The organism is Alteromonas confluentis (genome assembly GCF_001757105.1).
GTDB classification, from domain to species: domain Bacteria; phylum Pseudomonadota; class Gammaproteobacteria; order Enterobacterales; family Alteromonadaceae; genus Alteromonas; species Alteromonas confluentis.
In genome coordinates, this window is sequence record NZ_MDHN01000041.1 from 45246 (window position 1) to 68992 (window position 23747).

At 46.2% G+C, this 23747-nt stretch carries 20 protein-coding genes and 1 other RNA gene; 4 read left to right on the forward strand and 17 right to left on the reverse strand.

Annotated elements, in window-relative coordinates:
* Positions 1–15: 15 nt before the first annotated feature.
* Positions 16–2067, forward strand: coding sequence for a tRNA(Met) cytidine acetyltransferase TmcA domain-containing protein (locus BFC18_RS18140; RefSeq protein ID WP_070126967.1), 2052 nt, complete (start codon positions 16–18; stop codon positions 2065–2067).
* Positions 2068–2111: 44 nt separating this feature from the next.
* Here the strand turns inward: BFC18_RS18140 and BFC18_RS18145 are convergent, their stop codons facing one another.
* Genes BFC18_RS18145 through BFC18_RS18170 form a run of 6 tightly spaced genes read right to left on the reverse strand, consistent with a single transcriptional unit; the run spans position 2112 to position 7106 of the window.
* Positions 2112–3422: a tetratricopeptide repeat protein gene (locus BFC18_RS18145; protein WP_083273180.1), complete on the reverse strand. Its 1311-nt coding sequence runs from the start codon at positions 3420–3422 to the stop codon at positions 2112–2114.
* 2 nt (positions 3423–3424) lie between these two features.
* Complete coding sequence (locus BFC18_RS18150; RefSeq protein WP_070126968.1) at positions 3425–4036, reverse strand: energy transducer TonB; 612 nt, start codon at positions 4034–4036, stop codon at positions 3425–3427.
* A 1-nt stretch (position 4037) separates the two neighbouring features.
* A complete protein-coding gene (locus BFC18_RS18155) occupies positions 4038–4436 on the reverse strand; it encodes an ExbD/TolR family protein (protein ID WP_070126969.1) in 399 nt (132 codons plus the stop codon).
* Between the two features lie 11 nt (positions 4437–4447).
* Positions 4448–4972, reverse strand: coding sequence for a MotA/TolQ/ExbB proton channel family protein (locus tag BFC18_RS18160; protein ID WP_070126970.1), 525 nt, complete (start codon positions 4970–4972; stop codon positions 4448–4450).
* A gap of 1 nt (position 4973) precedes the next feature.
* Entirely contained in the window at positions 4974–6332 is a 1359-nt protein-coding gene (locus tag BFC18_RS18165; protein WP_070126971.1) for a MotA/TolQ/ExbB proton channel family protein, read from the reverse strand.
* Positions 6333–6338: 6 nt separating this feature from the next.
* The gene (locus BFC18_RS18170) at positions 6339–7106 is read right to left on the reverse strand and encodes a DUF3450 domain-containing protein (protein ID WP_070126972.1); all 768 of its coding nucleotides are present in this window, start codon (positions 7104–7106) and stop codon (positions 6339–6341) included.
* A 704-nt stretch (positions 7107–7810) separates the two neighbouring features.
* Here BFC18_RS18170 and BFC18_RS18175 point away from each other — a divergent pair.
* On the forward strand, positions 7811–9367 hold the full coding sequence (locus BFC18_RS18175; protein WP_070126973.1) for a sulfotransferase family protein: 1557 nt from the start codon (positions 7811–7813) through the stop codon (positions 9365–9367).
* On the opposite strand, the gene BFC18_RS18180 is transcribed toward BFC18_RS18175, so the two are convergent.
* From BFC18_RS18180 to BFC18_RS18195, 4 genes are all read right to left on the reverse strand, one after another.
* Positions 9357–10367, reverse strand: coding sequence for an aspartyl/asparaginyl beta-hydroxylase domain-containing protein (locus BFC18_RS18180; RefSeq protein WP_070126974.1), 1011 nt, complete (start codon positions 10365–10367; stop codon positions 9357–9359). The genes BFC18_RS18175 and BFC18_RS18180 overlap by 11 nt on opposite strands.
* Before the next feature lie 41 nt (positions 10368–10408).
* On the reverse strand, positions 10409–11290 hold the full coding sequence (locus BFC18_RS18185; protein WP_070126975.1) for a sulfotransferase family protein: 882 nt from the start codon (positions 11288–11290) through the stop codon (positions 10409–10411).
* Entirely contained in the window at positions 11280–12185 is a 906-nt protein-coding gene (locus BFC18_RS18190; RefSeq protein WP_070126976.1) for a class I SAM-dependent methyltransferase, read from the reverse strand. Before BFC18_RS18190 ends, BFC18_RS18185 begins: the two co-directional genes overlap by 11 nt.
* Positions 12186–12354: 169 nt before the next feature.
* The gene (locus BFC18_RS18195; protein ID WP_070126977.1) at positions 12355–15012 is read right to left on the reverse strand and encodes a TonB-dependent receptor plug domain-containing protein; all 2658 of its coding nucleotides are present in this window, start codon (positions 15010–15012) and stop codon (positions 12355–12357) included.
* Positions 15013–15687: 675 nt separating this feature from the next.
* Here BFC18_RS18195 and BFC18_RS18200 point away from each other — a divergent pair.
* On the forward strand, positions 15688–15969 hold the full coding sequence (locus BFC18_RS18200) for a late competence development ComFB family protein (RefSeq protein ID WP_070126978.1): 282 nt from the start codon (positions 15688–15690) through the stop codon (positions 15967–15969).
* 20 nt (positions 15970–15989) lie between these two features.
* Here the strand turns inward: BFC18_RS18200 and ffs are convergent.
* Together ffs and BFC18_RS18210 are read right to left on the reverse strand one after the other, a co-directional pair.
* Positions 15990–16086, reverse strand: an RNA gene (ffs, locus tag BFC18_RS18205) — signal recognition particle sRNA small type.
* 92 nt (positions 16087–16178) lie between these two features.
* Entirely contained in the window at positions 16179–17234 is a 1056-nt protein-coding gene (locus tag BFC18_RS18210) for a Glu/Leu/Phe/Val dehydrogenase dimerization domain-containing protein (RefSeq protein ID WP_070126979.1), read from the reverse strand.
* 196 nt (positions 17235–17430) lie between these two features.
* On the opposite strand from BFC18_RS18210, the gene BFC18_RS18215 reads away from it, so the two are divergent.
* Entirely contained in the window at positions 17431–17898 is a 468-nt protein-coding gene (locus BFC18_RS18215) for an Lrp/AsnC family transcriptional regulator (RefSeq protein ID WP_070126980.1), read from the forward strand.
* A 70-nt stretch (positions 17899–17968) separates the two neighbouring features.
* On the opposite strand, the gene maiA is transcribed toward BFC18_RS18215, so the two are convergent.
* From maiA to tyrR, 5 genes are all read right to left on the reverse strand, one after another.
* Positions 17969–18625, reverse strand: a complete 657-nt coding sequence (maiA, locus tag BFC18_RS18220) for a maleylacetoacetate isomerase (RefSeq protein ID WP_070126981.1) — start codon at positions 18623–18625, stop codon at positions 17969–17971.
* A gap of 48 nt (positions 18626–18673) precedes the next feature.
* Positions 18674–19684, reverse strand: a complete 1011-nt coding sequence (locus tag BFC18_RS18225) for a fumarylacetoacetate hydrolase family protein (protein WP_070126982.1) — start codon at positions 19682–19684, stop codon at positions 18674–18676.
* Positions 19681–20829 carry a homogentisate 1,2-dioxygenase gene (locus BFC18_RS18230; protein ID WP_070126983.1) on the reverse strand — a complete coding sequence of 383 codons (1149 nt, stop codon included), beginning with the start codon at positions 20827–20829 and terminating at the stop codon, positions 19681–19683. The genes BFC18_RS18225 and BFC18_RS18230 overlap by 4 nt, the downstream gene beginning before the upstream one ends.
* Positions 20822–21922 (reverse strand): 4-hydroxyphenylpyruvate dioxygenase, encoded by a 1101-nt coding sequence (hppD, locus tag BFC18_RS18235; RefSeq protein WP_070126984.1) that lies wholly within the window; start codon positions 21920–21922, stop codon positions 20822–20824. The genes BFC18_RS18230 and hppD overlap by 8 nt, the downstream gene beginning before the upstream one ends.
* Before the next feature lie 205 nt (positions 21923–22127).
* Complete coding sequence (gene tyrR / locus BFC18_RS18240) at positions 22128–23684, reverse strand: transcriptional regulator TyrR (protein WP_070126985.1); 1557 nt, start codon at positions 23682–23684, stop codon at positions 22128–22130.
* Positions 23685–23747: the final 63 nt, after the last annotated feature.

A 23747-nucleotide genomic window follows, 5' to 3' on the forward strand; every position in this document is an offset into this window, starting at 1 on the left:
AGCGCAGGATTATACGTGAAAAAATGGCACATGGCCCTGACAGACCCAACTGAGTGGATTTCTTACCCATTATTATCGACGAATGGTTGCTATCAGCGGCAACTGCTGCTGATCACGGGAGAAACAACCTGGTGTATAGACAAGGCTATTTCTATCGTCTCTGGCTTGGCTGGCCAACTAGATTACTGCTGGATAAGCGATGTAGCGCCTGCAATGACTTTGGAGCACCGCTCTTACGCGCACTTTAAAGATTTACTGGGCAAAGAATTCGATGTCGCGGTTGTCGACGCCGGAGAAACGTTTCGTCCGTCTGTGTTAGCTGCGATAGCTGGAACGGTTCGACAAGGCGGCACAACCATTCTACTTTGTCCGCCACTTGAAACCTGGGCAATGCATGAAAGTGTGCTAAACCCGCACTTCCTGAGCCACGGTTCCGACATTCACAAGAGCCATTACATTAGCTATCTGGCCGACTTGCTGGTACACGCAGATTTCGCAGGCAGGATTACCTCAACAGCCGAAATACTGCCTATGCCGCAAGAGGTTAAAAATAAAGGATTAACCGGCGGTTTATCGTTAACGCCCGACCAGCAAGATATCTTTAACGCCATCACTTCTGAAAACGTAAACAAACAAAGTTGTAGATGCATTGTTGCAGCAAGAGGAAGAGGTAAATCCACACTGGCGGGCCATATTGCCGCCCATTTCATTAATGCAGGGCGAAGTGTCATGCTTTCGGCTCCATCCCTTTTGTCGGTGAAAACATTGGAGCGCGTGGCTGAAAGCCTGATAAAAGACACCGCGCTATCCCTTGAATGGATGGCACTCGATAATCCGAAGTTACGTGAAGCTAACTATGATGTATTGATCATTGATGAGGCTGCATCAGTGCCGCTACCGGTACTAAATGAATTAATTGATAGGCCCAGATTAACGCTTCTTAGTACCACTACGGATGGCTACGAAGGCAGCGGTCAGGGTTTCCGTAACAAGTTTTTAAAACACAGGAATATACCTGTTTATACTCTTCGTCGCCCATTAAGATGGTCTGAAAATGATCCTCTGGAAAAACTAATTAATGCATTAATATTTGCCAGCCCTGAGCAGAGAACACTACCAGACGCAGTCGATTCTGCTAACTTCACTAAAGACAAATCAGAAGAATTCGCCAACGGCGATGGAACGACCGAATACAAAATCTACAAAGTATCGGAAATGGATCTCTGCTTGGTAAAAGAAGTAATGCAGCTTCTTTCTACCGCGCACTATCAAAGTAGCCCTGACGATTTGGCGAGAATGATGGACTCACCTGACCTTCAGTTTCATTTGCTCTTCGCAGACGACAGTCTGATGGCTGCCAGTGCCGTTGAAGCAGAAGGTGGCGAGCGCTTAGCAGATGTGGCGAGTGGCATTGCTAGCGGCACCCGACGTGTAAAAGGACACCTCACCGCGCAAAGTCTCGCGCTGCAGTCAGCGCAAGCCAATGTGGCTACTCTGCGCTACAGAAGAATAAATCGAATCGCCGTGCAGCCGCGATGGCAAGGCTACGGCTTAGGAAGCGAACTACTTTCGAACTTAAAACACTACTATCAACACGTTGAGAAAATAGATTTACTCACAACATCTTTCGGGGCAGACGCACCGCTGTTAAATTTTTGGACCTCAGCAGATTTTTTACTTCTCAAGCGAGGACGGAAGCCTGATAAAGCTTCAGGATTTACCAGCGCCCTAATGGCACTGCCATTCAGTGATACCGCTGAGAATGCCATCACCCAACTGATAGATTGTGAACGTAACCCTGAAAGCCCTATTGCATGGCCACTACACCAGCGTAGGCTGGAACAATTTGCTGGCGGCAGTCGTAGCGTTGACCATCTGTATTCCTCATCAAATTGGCTATTGTCACGCTGTGATGATGCAATACTTTGTCTTTGTCTATCGCTGCTGGAACAGAGTGTCAACCCTGCCAACGTGGCGCAAGACACGGGTTACAATGGCAAGAAAACCATGATTGCAGATTGCCGAAGGCGCGTATCTGAATGGCTTGAATCTTTTGAAGTGTACTAAAACAAAAAACCCTGCCGAAGCAGGGTTTTTTAATGAATGCAGAATTAAATCTTAATACCGCGGTTTTTAGCCTTATCTTTAATATAAGGTTCCCACGCTAATGCGTTACGACGCAGAGATTTGTCTTCTTTCGCTTTCTGGTTATGTTCGTAAGCAGCTTTGAAGTTGCCAGCGTAGAAGTTCGCTTCCATCAAAGAGAAGTGAATCTTCGCAGGATCTTCAGCACCCCGCTCCAGTGCGTTTGTCAGTGCCTTAATCGCACCTTTGTAATCTTCAGCTACGAGTAACAATGTACCCTGCTTACGATAATACTCAGGATCTGAATCGGCAGCAGCAGCTTTACCATAGAACGAAGCCGCATCTTTATAGTCTTTTGCCTGGTGGAAAGAGTTGGCAATGTTCGCAAACATTTCCGCGTCTTTCTTAAGCAGACCAGAATTCACATATTTTGCCAGCAATGAAGCGGCGGCATGTGGATTACCAGCGTTAGAATAAAGAGATGCTAACTGTTTGATTTGCGAATCTTTCTCTAGGAAGCCTGCAGTGTATGCGACATCCAGAGTTTGAACCGCTTTATCAAAACGCTCAACCATCATGTAGAAACTGCTTAACTGAATCCAGTAGGTACCGTTATCTGGGAACTTGTTCACCAGTGTTTCAGCAACGCTTACTGTTTCAGGATACTTCTTCGATTCGAAGAACGCAGATAATTTTAACAAGTACGGGTTTTTATCCAACTTGTCAGCTTCTTCGTTTAAACGAATCGCATTATCTGCAGCAGAGGCTACTTGGTCGAATTTCTTCTGTTCGTATAAAGCTTGCGCTTTACGGGTATAAACTTGAGCGTCTTCTTTACAGGTAAAGTCCATCCACTGATCGTAGTAACTTACAGCGTCAGAATACTTTTGTTCCTGCATGCTCAGGTCGCCCAGAAGCTTCAGTGTTCCAGCATGCTCAAGATCGTTCAGAACCTTAGGCTCAACAGAACTTTTCAGGTAACCGAATGCTTCCATTCCTTTACCTTCTTGAGAAGCAATCAGGTTACCCAGGAAACGATTCACATATGCACGGTCAAAATCGTCGCTAGGATCAACTTCCTTCAGGATGTCGATAGCTTCTTGCACACGATCTTCGTTATATGCTTCAAACGCTGCCTGAACCTTCTTACCGGTACGTTCACCAACCAGTGTGGTTTTGCCCTTAACATAACCAGGACAAATCACAGGGCCCGATGGCTTCTTAGGCGCAGCGGCAGCAGGCGCAGATTCTTGCGCTGCGGCCATTGGCGCTGCGATAGCAGCCCCAACGCCTAATACTAAAGCAACGGCGGACATTTTAAATGTACGTAGTTTCATGATCATTGCTCCAGTTTAAAGTCCAGCTGAACGAACATGCCTTCTTGTCTAACCGCTTTACCGTCAACAATTTTAGGCTTGTATTTCCACTTGCTCAGTGCACGACGCGCTTCACGGTCGAAAATACGTTTAGGATCTGCGTCGATAACAGAAATGTCATCTACGCCACCTTGTTCATTAATAGTGAACTGCAGTTTTACCCAACCTTCACGACCATCACGGGCAGCATCAGGTGGATATTTAGGGTCGATACGTACGATAGGTGTTGCGTCACCGTCACGTTGCATCGCACCAACACCACCGATATCTACACCAACACCACCGGTATCAACTGACGGAATTGCCAGACTGAAACCGTCTGTATTTGGCTCAGCTGCTTCTGGTTCAACAGGTTGAACCTTAGGCGGTTGCTGAGGCGGTGGCGGAGGCGGAGGCGGCTTACGAGAACGCGTTTGCGTGTCGTCTTCCGGCGGTCGCATCACAATATCAATTATCGGAGCAGGTGCTACTTCATCTGCTGGTCTGCCTGAATTCTCAATGAGCTTTGCCATGATAATAAACAGACCAAACGCAACTACTGCACCTAATAAAATAGAAACAATTATCCTTACCATCTTAACCCCTCGCCGCTACCGATACGCGATCGATGCCTGCAGCTTTAACTTGGTCCATAACTTTCACTACGACACCATGTTTGGCTTTGACGTCAGCCTGGATAAATACATAATCCGTTGGCTGTTCAGTAAGCAATCGTTCTAAAGTAGCTCTGACCGAGTCCACAGCGACTTCACTTTTATTCATCCAAACAGTTCCATCTTCCGTTACAGCGATGAAAATGTTGGCATTTTTGTGAAGAAACGCTTGGCTCGCCTCAGGCTTATTTACTTCTATGCCTGCTTCTTTAACGAAAACAGTAGTAACAATGAAGAAGATAAGCATGATGAATACGATATCCAGCATAGGCGTCATATCGATCGCTGCTTCTTCCTCTTCTGTTCTAACTTTTCGAGCCATAATCGTTCTCTCTAGTGATGTGGAAGGCTATCTACTAAGCCTTCTTTAGCCATCTTCGCTTTAGCTTCGAGACGAGAACTAATGAATAGTCCGGACAGTGCCGCAACCATACCCGCCATTGTCGGGATTGTTGCCATAGAGATACCAGATGCCATTAGACGGGCGTTACTGGTGCCTTGCGTTGCCATTGTTTCGAAAACCGAGATCATACCGGTAACAGTACCGAGCAGACCAATTAGCGGACAAATTGCCACTAACGTGCGAATGATTAGCATCCTGGCGTTCAGATCATCTGACGCCTGAGAAATCCATGCGTCACGGATTCTATGCGCATACCAAGAGGTAGTATCACTTCGAGCGTCCCATTTGGCGATGATATCTTTCTTCACCTTAGGGAACACTGAAGTCATGTACCAGTAGCGCTCAATCATAAGTACCCACATGAGAAAGAGCGCGAGGGCGACGAAATAAAGTACGTCACCACCGGTAGCGATAAAATCCCTGACAGATTCCCATAATCCGATCAGGTATAACATATTACGCTTTCTCCGACTCTGAGTGAGCTGCGATGATACCCGCAGTCTGCTCGTCAAGAACGTGTACGATAGACTTGCTGCGCGATGCAACGATGCTGTGAGTAAGGATCAGAGGCAGAGCCGCGATGATACCTTGAGCAGTAGTTACAAGTGCCATTGAGATACTACCAGCCATCATTTTCGGGTCGCCCGTACCAAACAGAGTAATTGTTTGGAAGGTTTCGATCATACCGATAACCGTACCTAATAGACCCAGCAGAGGGGCAATAGCAGCGAAGATTTTGATTACGTTGATACCGCTCTCGATAGAAGGCAGTTCTTTCAGAATGGCTTCATCAAGTTTCAGTTCAAGGCTTTCAGCGTCAGCACCTTTGTTGTCTTTGTAAACCATCAGGATGCGACCCAGTGGGTTGCTGGTAGACGGGTTACCTGGGTTTTTCTGTTGCGATTTGATTTTCGCACCAACTGCACCCAGTTGAATCATCTTGAATACGCCGATCAGCAGACCAATAGCCAGCATACCAGTGATAACGTAACCTACTACGCCACCTGCATGGTAACGCTCAGCCATAGTTGCTTTTTGCTTCAACAGGCCAAGGATAGCACCTTGTGAAGGGTCAGCGTAGAAACCTACCAGACCAGAGTTAGCAGCAACTAAGTCGTTAGCAGAAGATACCAGGTAACCGTCTGGTTGACGGCCCAGAGGCTGAACTACATCGTTCATGTCGTCGTAAGTCAGGTAACCTTCTTCACCGATAAGGTTGAAAGAACCAACACGTACAACTTCCTGCTCAGAAGAACCACCGTCCAGATTAACTACTTCAGTAGTGAATCGAACAACTTCACCGCCCTGAGTCATTTCAGTCTGCAGTGCAAACCACAGATCTTCCAGCTCAGAGATGTTAGGCAGACCTTTGGACTCTTCAGACATTTCTGCCAGGAAGTCGTCACGGCCAGGGTACTGTGCACTTACGATAGAAGTAGAGATACGACCGAATGCTTCAGAAGAAGCTTGACGTACCACACCGAACATTTCACCCAGAGTACCAGTTGCCTGGTCCAGCTCTGCAGCTTTTTCGTTCAGAGTTGTTTCGTTGTTAGAAAATTGCTGTTGCAGACGATCGCCACGGTTTTCTTCCGCTTGAAGGTCTGATTGTGCTTTTTTCAACAGAGCTTGCTTGTCAGCACGTGCAGATTGGAATTCTGCTTCACGCTGCTGGTTAATTTTCGCTTCTGAAACGCGGTTTTGTTTAACCTGTTCCAGCAGGTCCTGCAGGCTCACTGCTTCTTGTGCTTGAGCACCAGAAGCCACCACTGCCATTGTTGCAGCGGCTACAAGAGATTTGAATACTGGTTTCATTAACACTTACTCCGCTGCTGCTTCAATTGGTAACTTAAGAAGATCTGGTGGAATAGTACCTTGTGCCATTTTCACTGCAATAACAGTAGAGGCCAGGTATTCGTCACCCAGTAATTCCCATGTACGAGCTTCGTTGTTCCATACCCACGCGTGAGTTTGGTCAAGAGACAAAGCCAGCAGAGCAGTACGGCCCAGGTTAAAGAAGTCAACAGTCTGTTCAGCACCGTCAACGTCAATTGTACCCTGGTAAGAAGACATCTTCGTGCCATACTCAACTTCAACCAGATACGCTTCGATTACCTGACGGAATTGCTCAGAAACCGTAACGTTAGAGTTAGCCATCAGGTCACGCAGACGCTGTACGCGCTCGCGACGTTCTTCGAGGTGGATAGGAGAATCCAGCTCGATGAATTTTTCCAGGCTATCGATCATGCGGAACATAAGCGGAACGATGCCCTGCTTAGTTGCTTCGATGCTGTCGATTTGACGTTGTAGTGAATCGATACCACGTTGCTGGTCAGCAACCAGGCTAGCGATATAATCGTTATAAATCTTCAGATTTTCTGTCTGATCCACAACTGAACGGTATTCAACAAGCAGTTCTTGAGACTGTTCGAACAGCGTGTTGATTTTTTCTTGAGATTTCGCTGCAGCAGCATGAATCTTCGCGTCTTCTTTTTGAAGATCGGATAGCTCCACTGCAGAGACAGCTGCACTACCAGTAAGTGCGAATGCACCGATCACAGTAGAAGCAATAAGAGTTCTCTTGCTCATCTTGGACATAGTTCCCAACCAAATTTCTTATTTGAATCCTCGCGCGATACATTAAGTAAATGTTCGAGCCAGGGGCGTAAAAACTTTATCAATGTTTTTAAGGAAGGTAGTGTTTAGCGCCAAAACGCCAACACTACGAACTCCAATACTCACACGGATCAATGGAATGAGTCAAGTAACACTGTCTTAACACGGCTGTTAATCTTGTCTGAACGATTAGACTTTAACCAATCTGGATATGGTCGTACCAGAAAAATGTGCTGAAAAGGCTGTAAGTTAGCCTTTGTTAGCGGAATTTCACCGCGTAATCAGTGCATTCTCTTCATACTTTGGGTTAAAAACTGTTTTTCGAAAATCTCATTCTGCCCTGACTAGTTCTATGTTAAGACGCCTATTAGTTAACAGAACGTTAGTGAGTTTTTGTATGTTTGATTCTTTAATTACTTTTTTTGCCCAAACATTCTATTTCGCCAAGATTTCGATGTGAAAATTCATCTTTTCCTACGTCAAATAACGTAGTTAGAAATTCACTCTTAGAGCTTCCATTGTTTGTTTTGCGACCAATTCATCTTCTTCCGCGATTGTTAGCAGAACCGCGTTAGAAAATAGCGAAACCGTCAGCTTTATAAGCGATGTTTTTGTCTGGGTTTTATTTTCACAATCTGTCGTTCACGCTATGATGGATATTTTTGCGGAGTATCTCAGTGCAGCCTAATGATGTGGCGTTGGTAAAGGAAACGTTTGGATTAGTGAATCGCGGGCAAGTAACGGAAGCTATCAACAAAGCAGAAAATATAAAGACCCCTGCGGCGAGCGCAGTGGCTAAAGGCTATGCCCTGTTTCGTTCTGGTGACATCATCAACGGTACATTCATGCTCCGCTCAGCGGTGCAAGCCGGGCCAGAAGGTGAGTTAATCGACATGTTGATGAAGTTACTCATTCAATTTGAACTACACTACCCGCTCTTCCAATTGCTTTGCGCTGTCTCACATCAACACCCTCACTTAACCAATGAACAGCTTTATCATTTGGTATTAAGTGGCCAGGCTACCGGTAATATGGCTGATTCCGCACATTGGCTAACGAAACTTCGACATCAGGCTACGCAAGCGAAGGGATTGGACTTGCTTGAGGGTCACTATGCCAAGTCTTTTGCTCAAATTGATTCTGCTGCGAATGCCTATCGACGATTCATTAATGAGTGTCCCCACGCTTCAGGTACCGGGCTGTGGTCGCTTTGCGATTTAAAAGGCTTTCGATTTTCTAACACCGACGCTTCACTCGCTAAATCTGCGTTAGCGCAACTCACCGACCCTTTGCAGTCTGGCTTGGTCAATTTAGCTTTATCAAAAGTTCAGGCGGATAAAGGGGAAACAACAGCGGCTATTACATTACTGCAAACCGGAAACAGTTTACTGAGTCGCGTCCGCCCTTTTCAGCGAGAAGCGTTTGTCTCTTTGATTGAGGCACTACTTTCCCAGCCGTATAACGCTGATAAAAAGCAACCCCACGGAGGCAATTTACTGTTCGTATGTGGCCTTCCCCGTTCTGGCACAACACTCATTGAACAAATTCTTGCTAGTTCGGAACAAGTGGAAACAACCAATGAATTGCCATTCATGGAACGGATTGCGTTGCACCTACAAATGACTGGCAGAAATCCAGCTGCTCCAATATCTGAAAACGACAAAGCCGCGCTGAGAGAATTCTATTTGCAGCAAGCTCGTGACTTCGCCACATTACCCGATGGTATGTTGATTGATAAAAACCCGAATAATTTTATTCATCACCAATTGATCACGCAGCTTTTCCCCAACGCCAAGGTGATTAATATTCTACGTCCTGTCACGGATAATATTATCGCGCTGTATCGCCAATATTTCATGAGTGGGAATGAATATGCTTACAACATTGAACATATTCTGACTTATATAGAAGGGTATTACGCGCTATTGCAGCATGCACAACAGCAACAGTGTTCACCATTTATTGTCGACTATGAAGCTCTGGTACACGAGCCGCAGCAGGAGGTGAAGAAATTATTCGCTTACTGTGGCCTGCCCTACTCTGATTCAAACCTGAACTTTTATCAGCAGTCCACGCCTGTTCTTACACCGAGTGCAAGCCAGGTTAGACAACCCATATCGGCATCATCCTTAGGGTCAGGGGACAAATTCAGTGAATTACTCGTACCTTACCAAGCTCGTGTTGATAAACTAATTGAACAACGAGCAGAAATATTAGCCAATGCTAAAGTGTGATATTTCCGCTGTCGTCGGTATTCACAGCTGCGAGATAGTCGTTTTTAACTTCTACATTGAGGGCCGGATCAATCATGCAAAACAAGAACATCCGCGGCGCCTGAGTTCCGTTCGCAAGCTTTAATCGAGTATCAAATTTACGGACTGATTCGAAAGCGCGGTTACGACAATTATGATAATGAGGCCACCCGGCCTCCGTTAATCCGAACTGCGTCCAAAGCACGCGCCAATCTTGGCAGAAGCTTCTGACTATTTTTCGAAACTCTGCTGCATCCTCGGCAGAATTATTTGGGCTGCGGTGTAATTCATCGAACAGTTCATACGCTAAGCCTTCCATTTCTCCCGGAGACATCACTAAAGGCGCATTATACTTCTCGGTATAAATTGGCGGTTGAGTTGACGTTTCAAAAGGAATATTAGTAAACGCAGCGCGTGGTGTTTTCTCTTCTTCGCCGGGGCAATTGCCCTTTTCAGATAACGCCCAAAAGCGACTAGATCCACAAATGTCGATAACCAGGTGAACGCGAAACACGTCTGACGCATTGCAGACTCTGTGGTACTTCCAAGAGTCAAAAATCCAAGCTTCGCCTGCTTTCATGTTTATTTCTTTATCGGCGCAGTAAAATGTCACCGACGGTTCTGTGACAATAGGGACATGAATGCGAACACGTCGAAACCAGTGGTAATTAATATCAGAGTGCAGCGGTACTTCAGCGCCCGGAGCTAGTCCCATTAATCTTGAGCGACCTATGACTTCACCAAAGCTACTAATCACCTGGCGTAGATATGGCGACGATTGAAGATACGACGTTTCTTTCATCTCTCCTTTGAAGTCATTATTGTTTTTGCCACCCACTGATATAAGCGGAATAGAAAAGTTGCCATTGAAGCCTTCGTGGTGGGTTTTCCAGTCAGCTTGAGTAAATTTAGCCACTTCTTTTTTGAGTTGCTCTACATCAAACAATAAGGGCAATTGAATAAATTCGTTTGTAAGCTTCATTGTGTTTTCTTTTACTTTTGCAGCTTAAGCTGAAATGACCATTAAGATATTTGTGTTACATGCAACGAAGGCTGCGCTTGTTCGGCTAACACAAGATTAATTTTTTCAACCGTTGGTGAGAGCGTCGATTCAACTGCACTTAGCGCTTGCTGATGACGCAACCACTTATCTGCGCTTGGTGGCGTTAAAGTGAACTGTGAATAAGGCAGAGCTTCATCACTAGTAACGAACTGGTGAGGTGCGAGATTGTGAAAATCACAGATCCGTGCCAATACCTTTTGTGGTTCAGCAACCAAGTCTTCATAGCGAACCAATACCGTATCGCCAGTTTCCGAATAGTCCAGGTTGCTTAGAATAGATTGGTTAGCCACTTTCCATTGGTATGCAGCAACATTAGCAAGGGATTGTCCTTTTAAAGTACGCCAGCCCGGCGGAAGAAATAATGACCAATGGGCGTCCCAACCGGGTAAAAACGGGTAAGTGACAAAGCGACCAGACTGCCAGGCATCCATGATACTGGCGATATTTTTAACCGGATCCCTTACCAGGTGAACAAACCGCGCATCAGGAAATAGCTTCTTGAGAAACGGGATCCGCACTGCGTTTTTTGGCGTCTTTTCGAGTAGCCTTACGGATGCGTCTGAAGATGGACGCTCTTTGCTATAACTTACTATAGAAGATGCGAATGCGTTTCTTATCCGCTCAGTAATCTCTGGTGTCGCATGACTCTCTGTCAGTGCATTGCTGTCGAAGTTATTAAATGGCGGCGAAAGTGATGGATTACTTTCGATTAGACCATGACTTTCTGTGCCTAATGAATAAAGTTCAGGGTGACGACTCAACGTTTCAAAAAGCAGCGTACTCCCACTGCGCGGCGCCGACAAGATAATAATAGGACGAGCGATTGATACACTAGCTGGCATTAGCGTCTACCTTTATACCCAGTACATCTCCGTTGTCATCGACAAATGGATCGATTTTAATGTCGCTAAATCCACTATTAGTAAGTATGTCGACTAAGGCATTTTGCGCGTTTTCATCGAGAGCGGCTTGCGTTAAATCAGATAAGCGTTCAATTTGCCCAATGAGCTCATCTTCAAACATTTTAAGGATGATCTGTCTGTTGTTGTAGTCGCGTTGAGGGTCGAAAAGCACCTGGCAAAATTGCGGAAAGTTTGTTGCATCCAAGGCATTGCGGTTATCTTCTGACGCATGACTAAACGCGTTTTGAAAACGCGTTCTGTGTGCGTCAACATCGGTATTATCGCGCAAGGCCAACACATAACGATTAAGTAATGCGAACAGTCCACACTCAGGTTCAGCAAGTCGCTCGGCCATTGCGAGAATACTGGCATTCGGCGCAACAATAGAAGATGTATCGCAGTGCATGATGCACAAAAGCTTACCATCTTTCTTCAATACTCTGGCTAACTCTTCAATTGATTGAGAGAAATCGGAATATTCGAGACCGAATTGGGAAATCACCATATCGATAGTATCAGCTTCCAAAGGGAGTGCTTCTGCGCAGGTTTGTTGAAGGAAGCTAACGTTAGGTTTCAAGAACTTTTTTGGAATAGTCAGTGAGGCAGCGTCAACACCAATCAACTTCACTTGCTCAGCAACCGATGTACTCAGCAAAATGTCAAACATTGCACCATTACCACAACCGATATCGACTAGGGTTTGGCCTGAACGCAAATGCGTTGTGAAAGTATTTTCCCAGTGAGCAGCTAGAGCCCCCTGATATCCTGCGCCTTGACTATCACCAAAAGAAGTCAGATGTCCTTGTCGCCAGTAATCCGTCCAGAAATCACTCATTATTATTATAAACCCTCAGACACAAACGGATATGTATCTTTTAACTATTGAGGGGTCAGTTTATCGGGAAAAGGCAGGTATATAAAGAATGGAAAGAGGAATTACCGCACGAAAAAAGCCGCTTCGAAAAGCGGCTTTTAATATTTACACTAAATTTAGCAAACTAAACTTAGAAGCTGATGCGGTATCCAGCTTGAACGTTACGACCGATGTGGCCCTGTTGATACAGAGTATCGTCTACCCACAGGCCTGCATCGTCATATACAACACCTTTGTCGAACAGGTTACGAGCGCCCAGAGAGAAGGTACCGTAATCAGTGAAGTACTTAACGTTGATATTGTGAACAACGTAAGTTGGGTTGTGGTTTTCAGATACATAACGGAAGTTTTGCGGGTTACCGTCAGCAACATCCAGGTAATCATCTTCTGCAGTATCGCTGATCACGTCAGTTGTCCACGCAACAGTCAGGTCAGCAACTGAGTAGTTAACACCGAACTGGCTTCTGTACTCAGGTTGGCCGGCGAAACCTGCGTAATCCTGAGAAGGACCACCGAAGTATACGTCGCCCTCAGAGGTCAGCATATAAGTGGTGTTGTTAGTCAGACGGAAATCACCGAATTCGGTTTCCAGTCTGTACTCGATTTCAAAATCAAGACCAGTACGCTTCATGATCGCACCGTTTTCTGAACGGGTAACAATATCTTCCAGAACAGAACCGTCTTCGCCACGTACCAGAGATACACCTGGATATGCAGCCATAAAGTCATCCAGGAAACCACCGTATTCAGCGTTGATTAGCGTCTGAGGAGTAATGCTACTGATTACGTTTTCAACGTCAAGATTGAAGTAATCAAGAGACACAGACAGGTTTTCAACACCAGAGTACACGAAACCTACGTTGATGTACGTTGATTCTTCTGGACCCAGGTTAGGGTTAGATTCAATCAGGTTATCAAACTGACGGCTACGGCAATCCGTTACAGGGATACCTGCGTCACGACATGCTACGTAGTCAGTTGCAGAGGTTGCACTGAATGAAGTTGCTGCAAGCAGTTCGCTCAGAGACGGTGCACGGAAACCTTTAGAGTATGAACCACGAATCAACAGATCTTCCATTGGACGGTATTCAACTTTAACACTTGGTGTACCTTTCGTACCGAAGTCGCTGTAATCATCATGACGGTATGCAGCAGAAACCAAAATCTCATCAGTAACTGGCGCAGAAATCTCATAGAAGAATGCAGTAGTATCACGCTGACCTTCAGCAGTGTTACCCGCAGAACCACCGATCAGACCCGCTTCAGATTGTGCATCATACTTAGAAGCAAAGTTTTGGTCGAAGTATTCACCACCAACATAGTGAATGATTTCACCGCCAGGCAGTTCACCCAGAGAGAACTGAACACCACCGAAGATGTGGTCCATTTCGTTCTGGTCTTCTTGATAAATGGTAGAACGCATGTTGTTCACACCAGTTTCGGAACCCAGATCGATATCGTTCGCTTGGTTGTATGCAAGACCCGCATAGCTCAGGTAGTAACGACCAACTTGACGGTAGTCCAGTTTAGCTTTGTGGTAAGCAATTTCCCACTCAACGCTGTCGCCGAAGAAACCAGAGAAACCAGCCATGTAATCTTGCTGATAGTCAGTTACCAGACCGTCGCGGTTACCGATCTGGTACCAACGCCAGTAACCTTGAACTGGTTCATCGTATGGGTTGTTTGTGCTGTTTGCAGGAACGCCGTTCCAAGGAGCAGCAGGAGGCGCATAACGACCGAAAGAATCGTTACGAGACAGCATAGCACGACCGAAGAATTCGATGTTGTCAGTCAGCGAGTAGTTAACGCTAGACATGATAGAGTCACGGTTAGTTGATGCCATGTTCGCAGATACGTTAGCAAACGCGTAACCACACACTGAACCGTTACCGATACCAGAACCAACCAGTTGAGTACCTTGGTCCAGTACGCCTACGAAACCAGGAACGTTAGCAGCCAGGTTGTCACAATCTGGAGAAGCTTCCAGACCATTTGGACCATAAAGTGTCGCACCGTAATAGCTCACACCAACGGTTTCGTCGTAGATAGAGATCAGGCCGTCACCGTTTAAGTCTTCCCAAGAAGCCGCAGTATACTCACGGTCAGAATCGAAGATCGCACCTTGTTCTTGGTGGTCATAAACGAAAGTGATGTTACCTTTGTCGTTAGATACACCTGTCGCAATAGAGAATTGACGAGTATCTGCACCTTCGTTAGAAGGACGACCAACCTGAACGTCGAAAGTTACACCTTCGTAGTTCTTTTTCAGGATTACGTTGATTACACCCGCGATAGCGTCAGAACCGTAGATCGCAGAAGCACCATCTTTCAGGATTTCGATACGCTCAACAGCAGCCATTGGAATGGAGCTCAGGTTAACTGATGAACCACCTAAAGAAGGTGAACCTGCCATACGACGACCGTCGATCAGTACCAGAGTACGGTCAGCACCGGCACCCAATAAGCTAACAGTAGCTTGTGACTGGGCAGATGAACCTGAAGAAGGGATAAAAGAACCGAAGCTGTTAGCTGTTACGTTTTGCAGCGCGTCAGCTACAGATACACGACCCTGCTCAACGAATTGCTCAGTTGAGATGATTTGAACAGGACTTGCAGTTTCCATATCAGTTCTCTTGATACGAGAACCAGTGATAGCAATTTTTTCAACGTTGTCGTCAGCTGCTTCTTCTTGTGCAAATACACTTGAAGAACCAAATGTAGCAGCAGAAAGCGCACCGAAAGCGCAAGCCAGTTTCACAGACTTGGCCAGCTTAGAATTATTAAACATGTATTGTCTCCCTGGACCACTAAAATCGTTTAGTGTGTGTTATTAAATCGTTTATCTACGACTTATTATTAAAAGGTATAACACCTCACCGACGATAATAACCACAGAGTCAACAGAGGGTCAACTTACTTTGCGGAGCGAAGTTGCAAAAGTTCAAATTTTTTTTAAATTTTTACGTTATTAGGAAAACGATCATCTTCTAGTATGATTTTAAACACACTTTTAAGATAATATTTATCATTTTTTTCTATTATTAGAATTTTTATCTCGATAAAAACCGAAATTGCGGATAAAAGAGCTTCTCGCCACTTCACATTGCAACATTACAAGAACAAATATATAACAACGATTAACATTAATCGTTGGGCTGTAAATATAAATATACAAAGAGCGTTATTTAACCCGGGAGCATCACCAGATTAATTTTCACACAATCATTAAAATTTAATCTTGTACCACTATCGCCATTTGAATAGGTTAAGACGACGAAACAACGAAAAACGCATATTCACTTTATTGCTGTGCTTTTAGCCATCTCTTCTCGACATTTGCGTTAAAACGACTATACAAGTAAAAGCAATAGTGCCGATTATCAGGTCGCGTTAATCCAAACACGATTTTGAGTAACCAACCTGTTAGGGCATGGAAGGGCTATTCTAAGAAAAGGATACAAACATGAAATTAGATGATGACATCCATAACTATTATGAACATCTGGTGTTGCAGCGTTTGAGTGAATTGGAATTGGACAAAACCAAATCAGCTGACTACCTGGCTGATGTATGTTGCCTGGCACTTAACCAGGTACCACCGCGTTACATCCGCTTTGAAGTCGACATGGCTTTTTATTTGCCACAGAGCGAGCGTCAGCAAATGGAAATGAATGTAGAAAGTGCCGTAGAAAAGGCGATGCGCTATTTAGATCAAGCTAAAACGAAACGGACAACTGAAGAATAAACTTTGGGGGATTGGGTGGCGGGCCCCAGCCACATCCCGGCACATGAGTCGTCTGCTGCGGCTGCTCCCTTCCGGGCCTGACCGAGTTCACAGAGTATCATTGCGAGAGGACCAAGGCCCACCATTGAAACTTGCGGCTCCTGAAGATGCAAATTATGTTTGCCTGTCTTCAGGAGCGGCGCGCATTATGACGACTTGAGACCAAAGTTTCAAGCTTTGTGATTAAATCGTTCTTCTGCAATAACATTTGCCACGATATTGGTGGCTTTTTCATCACTTTCCGCGCGCTGATAAATTTCTTTCAGCGTATCGCCAATCTGTTCAATATGGGTGCGTAATGCTTCACTCGAAGACGTCATACGTTGATGATAGATATCGATAACACCGCCTGCATTAATCACATAATCCGGCGCGTACAAAATACCGCGCTGGCGTAAGACTTCCCCCATTGTCTCTTTTGCCAGCTGATTGTTCGCCGCACCCGCAATCACTTTGGCTTTGATTTCAGGCAGCGTTTCATCATTAATAGACGCGCCTAAGGCACATGGTGCAATTACATCCACGTCTAACGAGTACAGTTTCTCAGGAGCAACGGCCTGCGCGCCAAATTCCTGTACTGCACGCTCAACGCCTTCCGGGAAGATGTCAGTAACGAAAAGTTCAGCGCCATGCTCATGCAGATGTTTAGCCAAACGATAACCCACATGCCCAACGCCCTGAATGGCCACACGCACGCCCTTCAGATCAGTTTTTAGCGCGTATTCTACTGACGCCTTAAGGCCGGTAAACACGCCATAGGCAGTAGACGGCGCTGGATTACCATCAGGCGTTTCATTGTTGTAGTGATATTGTGCACTCACACCGGTGATGTACTTAGACTGGGTGGCCATGGTTTTCAAGTCACCTACTGCGATACCCGAATCTTCGGCAGTAAAATACTTGCCGCCCAGTGAATCCACGAATCGGCCCATGGCCAGCATCATGTCTTCAGACTTTTGTTTGCGAGGATCACCGATAATGACCGACTTCCCGCCACCTAACTTCAAGTTCGCCATCGCCGATTTGTAGGTCATGCCTTTCGACAGTCTCAACACGTCTGTTAGTGCTTCCTGGCTATCGATGTAAGGCCACATTCTACATCCACCCAGTGCTGGCCCAAGGTTGGTATTGTGCACAGCGATAATCGCTTTTAAGCCTGACGGCTTGTCATGATAAAAGGCAACGTGTTCGTGACTATCGAACTCTGGATGTTCAAAAACTGACATGAAAATGGTTCTTCTCTAAGCGGGTTAAATTGCGGCTATATTAGCCGAACATGACGAGGACAGATTTTGCATTGTTGGTCACGGAAGTTTACAAGCGGAAATATGGTTATTCAGAAGAACTATAGACTAGGATATATATCCTAGTATTATGTAAGTGTTATAATAATTATCATAGACCTAACGAGAAGCCTGATTCATGAAATTAGATAAATTTGACCGCGAAATTCTTCGCGTGCTTCAACAGGACGCAACCGTATCGATGGCCGACCTGAGCCAGAAGGTCGGATTGTCACATACCCCTTGCTGGCGTCGCGTCAAACGCATGGAATCCGAGGGGATCATCCTGCGTAAAGTTACCCTTTTAAACAGCAAAAAACTCAATCTGGGTGTTTCCGTTTTTATCTTCGTCACCCTCAAAAACCACGACGGCGACTCCCTCAATGATTTCGAAAATGCCGTGCAATCGATTGACGAAGTGGTTGAATGTCACACAACCAGTGGGGAGAAGGATTATCTTCTTAAAGTGGTCGTAGAGAGCATAGAAGAGTATGAATATCTTCTTAAGACAAAGCTAACTCATTTACCTCTGGTTGATCACCTCAGTTCTACGTTTGCACTGAAGCAAGTGAAGAACACCACAGAGTTACCGATTAAGAGCCAATAACTGAAAAAGCCCGTAAAAACGGGCTTTTTTGTACCTTTAGTAATGATGAATGCCAAATGGCATCGCCGAATTATTCCGGACAATCCGGCTGATTTTCAGGCCGGGCCTTCTCGAAAGCTTCCAGCGCCTGACAATTAGCAACAATTTTTTCAATTAGCGGATAAGGCGTCATATCCAGGTTAAATCGTTTGGCGATATAAACCTGCGGTACCAGGCAAACATCAGCCATGGTTACATCGAAATCAAAACAGAACTTCCCAGCCTGAGTCTGCAGGCGACTTTCAATGGCTTCAAACCCCAGTTTCGACCACTTTCGTACCCAAGATGCCACTACTTCGTCGTCAGCATCGAAATCATCACGAAGCGCATTCAACACACGCAGGTTGCCTAACGGTTGCATTTCCATTGCGATGTCGTGAGAAAGACCACGAACCCGGGCCCTTTCCAGCGCGTGTTGCGGCAATAACCGCGGCGTTTCGGGGTAGCGCTCATCAAGATATTCAATGATGCTCAGAGACTGATTCAGTACAAAATCTTCGTCGTCATCCACCAGCGCTGGCACTAATTGAGCCGGATTCAAGCGGGTGAAAAGTTCGTGGGTTTGTTCACCGCCCTCTTTCACCAGATGAACCGGCACATATTCGTAATCCAGTCCTTTCAGATTCAGCGCAATGCGCACCCGGTAAGTTGCAGAAGAACGCCAGTAACCGTAAAGTTTCAGACTCATGTTTCACCCTTCTTTCATTCACCGCACTCTCGTTATGTTAGCGTTATTTTAGTTGTGCGGTTTTATTTGCTGTTCAATAGCGCCAAAAATGCTGTGCCCCTGTCCATCCAGCATCTCAATTCGAATACGATCGCCGAACTGCATAAACGGCGTGGACGGTTTGCCATCGCGAATGGTTTCAATCATCCGAATTTCGGCAATGCAGGAGTAACCAACACCACCATCTTTTACTGCACTACCATGTTCGGTACCCTGTTTGTTGGATACTGTTCCAGAGCCAATAATAGCCCCTGCTCTCAGATTACGCGATTTAGCCGCGTGCGCAATAAGTTGTGCGAAGTTAAATGTCATATCGATGCCAGCATGGGGCACGCCAAATAATTCGCCATTGTAGGTCGAACGTAACGGAAGGTGCACTTTTGTCAGATTCCAGGTATCTCCCAACTCGTCCGGCGTTACCGCCACCGGTGAAAAACTGCTGGCTGGTTTAGACTGAAAAAAGCCAAACCCTTTGGCGAGTTCACCGGGGATTAACCCGCGTAGCGAGACATCGTTCACCAGCATCAGTAAACGTATACGTTCAGCCGCCACCGTTTCACAACACCCCATAGGCACATCATCGGTTACTACCGCCACTTCACCTTCGAAATCAATGCCCCAGTCGTCACTCGGTAAAATCACATCATCCCGAGGACCAATAAAATCATCGGAGCCGCCTTGATACATTAACGGGTCTTGCCAGAAGCTTTCGGGCATTTCAGCGCCCCGTGCCTTTCTAACCAACTCGACATGATTTACATAAGCACTGCCGTCAGCCCACTGATAAGCCCGTGGTAGTGGAGATTCGCAGCGCTCTTCTCTGAATGGCTCGCTCTTTAGCATGCCATCGTTAAGCTGTTGATAGCGGGTTTGCAGCTGAACGGCAAGCTCAGACCAGTTATCCAAGACGTACTGCAGTGTGTTAGCAATATCTGGCACAGCTATGGTTTGTGTCAGATCTCTGGAGACCAGCATCAACACACCATCTCGCTGACCATTTTTATAGGTTGCAAATTTCATTCTTCGCCCTCCTGTTTTGGGGTCTTCCAGCTGTACACATATTCCGGATTTTCCACCTGTAAGGCATCATCACCGGCAATTAATGCATCTCTGGTATCCACCATCACCGCCACCTCATCCGTAAAGGTTTTCTTATGCGCCCTGCCTGCGGCGAATGCTTTGGGATGAGGCCCATGGGTAAATCCTGCCGGATGAAATGTCACCATGCCTTTTTCAATATTATCGCGACTGAAGAAATCCCCTTCGTGATAAAACAGCACTTCATCATAGTCATCGTTGTTGTGATAAAAAGGCACTTTCAATGCGCCGGGGTCACTTTCGATAGGCCGCGGTACAAATGTACACACCACAAAGCGGGGCGCCACAAATGTGGTATGTGCTGAAGGCGGCAGATGATAGCGGTGACTCATCAGCGGACGGATATCCCGCCAGTTTAATTTCACCACACACACCTCTCCGTGCCATCCAATCGCGTCGAGCGGGTTAAACGGATAGGTGATTATCGACGTTTTTCCGCCGCGCTTCACCTCAACTTTCCAGCTATTTTCATCTTGCTGAGCCAGGAAACGCGGATTAATTTGCGGTACTTCTAATACCGCAGGGTCAAATACAGCTTGCCCTCCCAACATGCCTTTGTCTGGCAGTTGATAAGCTTCGTTAGTGGCTTCAATCATCAGTAACGTGAAGGGCTTGCGCGGTTCCAAACGCCAAAGTGTGGAACGAGGAAGCAATACGTAGTCACCGGCTGTGATTTCCAGGTGACCAAAATCGCAGAACAAATCCCCTTTCCCTTCATGCACAAACAACAAGTCATCACCATCGGCGTTGCGGGCTAAATGTTTCATCGGATGAGCACATTTCCACAGTCGATATTTACAATGGGCATTCGACAGGATATCGGAGGCAGAAAACGGGCTACTTTCGCCGCTCAGTTCCAATGCATTTAGGTCGAACGCACGAGGACGCAAATCGCCCTCCCACTCAGTCCAACCGGTGGGCGCATGCTTGTGATGCAAATGCGTAGCGGGTCCGAAAAAACCACTGCGGCCAATTTCCCGTTCATAAATGCCTTGTTCAGGAAAGTCCGCGTGGGCTTGTTTCGAATGCACGCCCTGAGTGACGGGAAACCGGATCCAGTTACGCATTTTCTTTCTCGTCGCTATTTTCTAACACGCCCCGGCGAATTTGATCGAGCTCGATAGACTCGAATAAGGCTTTGAAGTTACCTTCACCGAATCCTTCATTGCCCTTACGCTGAATAATTTCGAAGAACACTGGGCCAATAACGGTGTCAGTGAAAATCTGCAATAGAATGCCGTCTTTCATCGGTGCGCCATCAATCAGCACTTTCAGTTCTTTCAATTCTGGCAGCGATTCGCCATGACCGGGAACCCGCTTCTCTACACCTTCGTAGTAGGTGTCCGGCGTGTCCATAAAGCGCATTCCACGGGCTTTTAAATCGCGAACGGTTTGATAAATATTGTCGGTAGACATGGCAATATGCTGAATACCTTCGCCGTTGTACTCGCGAATAAATTCCTCGATTTGAGATTTATCATCGGAAGATTCATTAATAGGAATGCGGATTTTTCCGCAGGGTGAGGTCATCGCTTTACTCACTAAACCGGTAAGCTTCCCTTCAATATCGAAATAGCGGATCTCGCGGAAGTTACCAATGCTTTCGTAGAAATTCGCCCAAACCGCCATATTGCCGCGGCGGACGTTGTGAGTGAGATGGTCGACAAAGGTCAGGCCTGCATTGGCATCGGTCATGCGCGCCTGCCAGTCATCGTAAAAGCGGAAATCGACTTCGTAGATACTGTCATCACCATAACGATCGACAAAATACAGTGTGCTCTCGCCTATACCGTAAACCGCTGGAATGTTCAGCTCCATCGGCCCAAGATTACCGTGAAATGCTTTCGCTCCGTTTTTCACCGCATGTTCAAAAGCAACGCCGGCATCGTTAACTCTAAATGCCATACCGCATACACTCGGTCCTCGTAAACGCGCAAACTCTTCAGCCTGTGAAGCAGGTTCTGCGTTAACGATAAAGTTGATGTCACCCTGACGATACAACCACACCCGTTTGGAGCGATGACGGGCAACTTCAGCAAACCCCAACGACGAGAACAACGCTTTGAGATCGCCGATGCCTTTATCATCAGCAGCTGTATATTCAACAAATTCGAAGCCGTCTGAGCCCAACGGGTTATAAGAGTAATCGATATCTGACATGGTGCATTCCTCACACTTGTTAATGTTATGTGAACAATAAACACCAAATTTAATGGGAAGGACAGTGGGGGCTAACGGTGTGTTTTGATGGTATCGAAGTGCAAAAGCGTACAGATTTGTGGACATTCGGCGGGAAGCTACGTTCTTGCCCGCCGAATAACGTTAAATAGCATTTATTTCGTAAAGCCAACGCAACAAGCTGTCATTAAAGCTTTACAGTGCTTTTATTAATGCCATATTCACGCAACTTGTTTGCGATAGCGGTATGACTCAGCCCCAACTTCTTGGCAAGCTGTCGTGTGCTTGGGTACGATGGATACAGGCGTTTAAGCAAATCACGTTCGAACTTCTTCACTTCCTCATCGAGGGTGCCATCAAAGTTCTCATCAATGTACGTGACACTCGGGGCACAACTTGGCAGTTGAATATCTTCTTTGGTAATTTCATTACCATCCAGCAACGATAACGCGCGGAATAAAGCGTTTTGTAGTTGCCGCACATTTCCCGGCCATGGATACTGCTGCAGAAAGTCGACGCAGGATTTACTGAGTTTTGCCGGTCGACGCCCTAATTTTCCGCTGTGCTGTAGAATGAAAGATTCTGCCAGTGGCAGAATATCCTGGCGGCGTTCTTTTAAAGACGGCATGACTAAACTCAGTACGTTCAGGCGATAATACAAATCTTTTCTGAACACGCCTTCTTCTACCAGTTGACCGAGGTCACGACTGGTCGTACAGATAAAGCGTACGTTCACTTCAACAGGTTTATCACCACCCACCCGGCGAAATTCGTTATTCTCCAAAACCCGCAGCAGTTTTGCCTGTAACTGCGGCGACATATCTGCAATTTCGTCGAGTAGTAGTGTGCCGCCTTCTGCCAACTCTAATAGTCCAACTTTACCGTCAGGCTGATTGTACGCGCCGGCAGCATAGCCAAATAGCTCCGATTCAGCGACGCTGTCTGGCAAAGAGGCACAATTCAGAACCAGAAACTCGCTTTTATGTCTTCGGCTGGCTTGATGGCACGCTTTGGCAATCATTTCCTTGCCGGTACCGGTTTCACCGAATATCAACACAGGCGCATCCAGATCAGCAATCTGTTTGGCCTCATTGACCACTTTCGCCATGGCCGCGGAACGTGTAATGAAATGGTCGAAAGAATCCGTTTCTACCTGATGAAAAGCACTGAACTGCTGCCCGAGGCGAATTTCTGATTTCAGGATAACGACGGCGCCGGCAAGAATAGGCTGATTGTGACCATCTGGAACGGTTACCGGCAACACATCGGCGAGGTAGTCCTGCTGGATGAATTTCACTTTCACCGAAGTTGCCGCGCTTTCTTCGTTCTCCATCCAGCGAGTGAAATTGAAATTTTTCACCAGCTCACCCACGTCCATTGATTTGATATCCGAGAACGGCATTTCCATTCCACTCATCACCGCTTCGTTACACATTAAGATGCGGCAACGGTTATCGATGGAGAAAACCGGGTCTGGCAATGTACGAAGGATGGCGGAAAGCTGGTGACGCTCCCTTTCCCCCGGCATGAACGGCGTGGTTTTCACATCGTCGATGCCATTAATCCGCCGGATCTTTGGCATCAAGTGCTGAAAATCTTCAAATTCGATGTTAGGAAAATTGAGAAATATTTTTCCCGCGACGTCAATTTCGATACCACGTAAGTCGATTTCATGTTCAACGAGGATATCCAATATATCCTGCGTAATACCAAGGCGATCCTGGCAACTGATTTCTAAGCGCATAGGGTTTCTGTCATTGTTTTTGTGGCTACATTAGTATGAATATAGCATTGTAAATATATATTT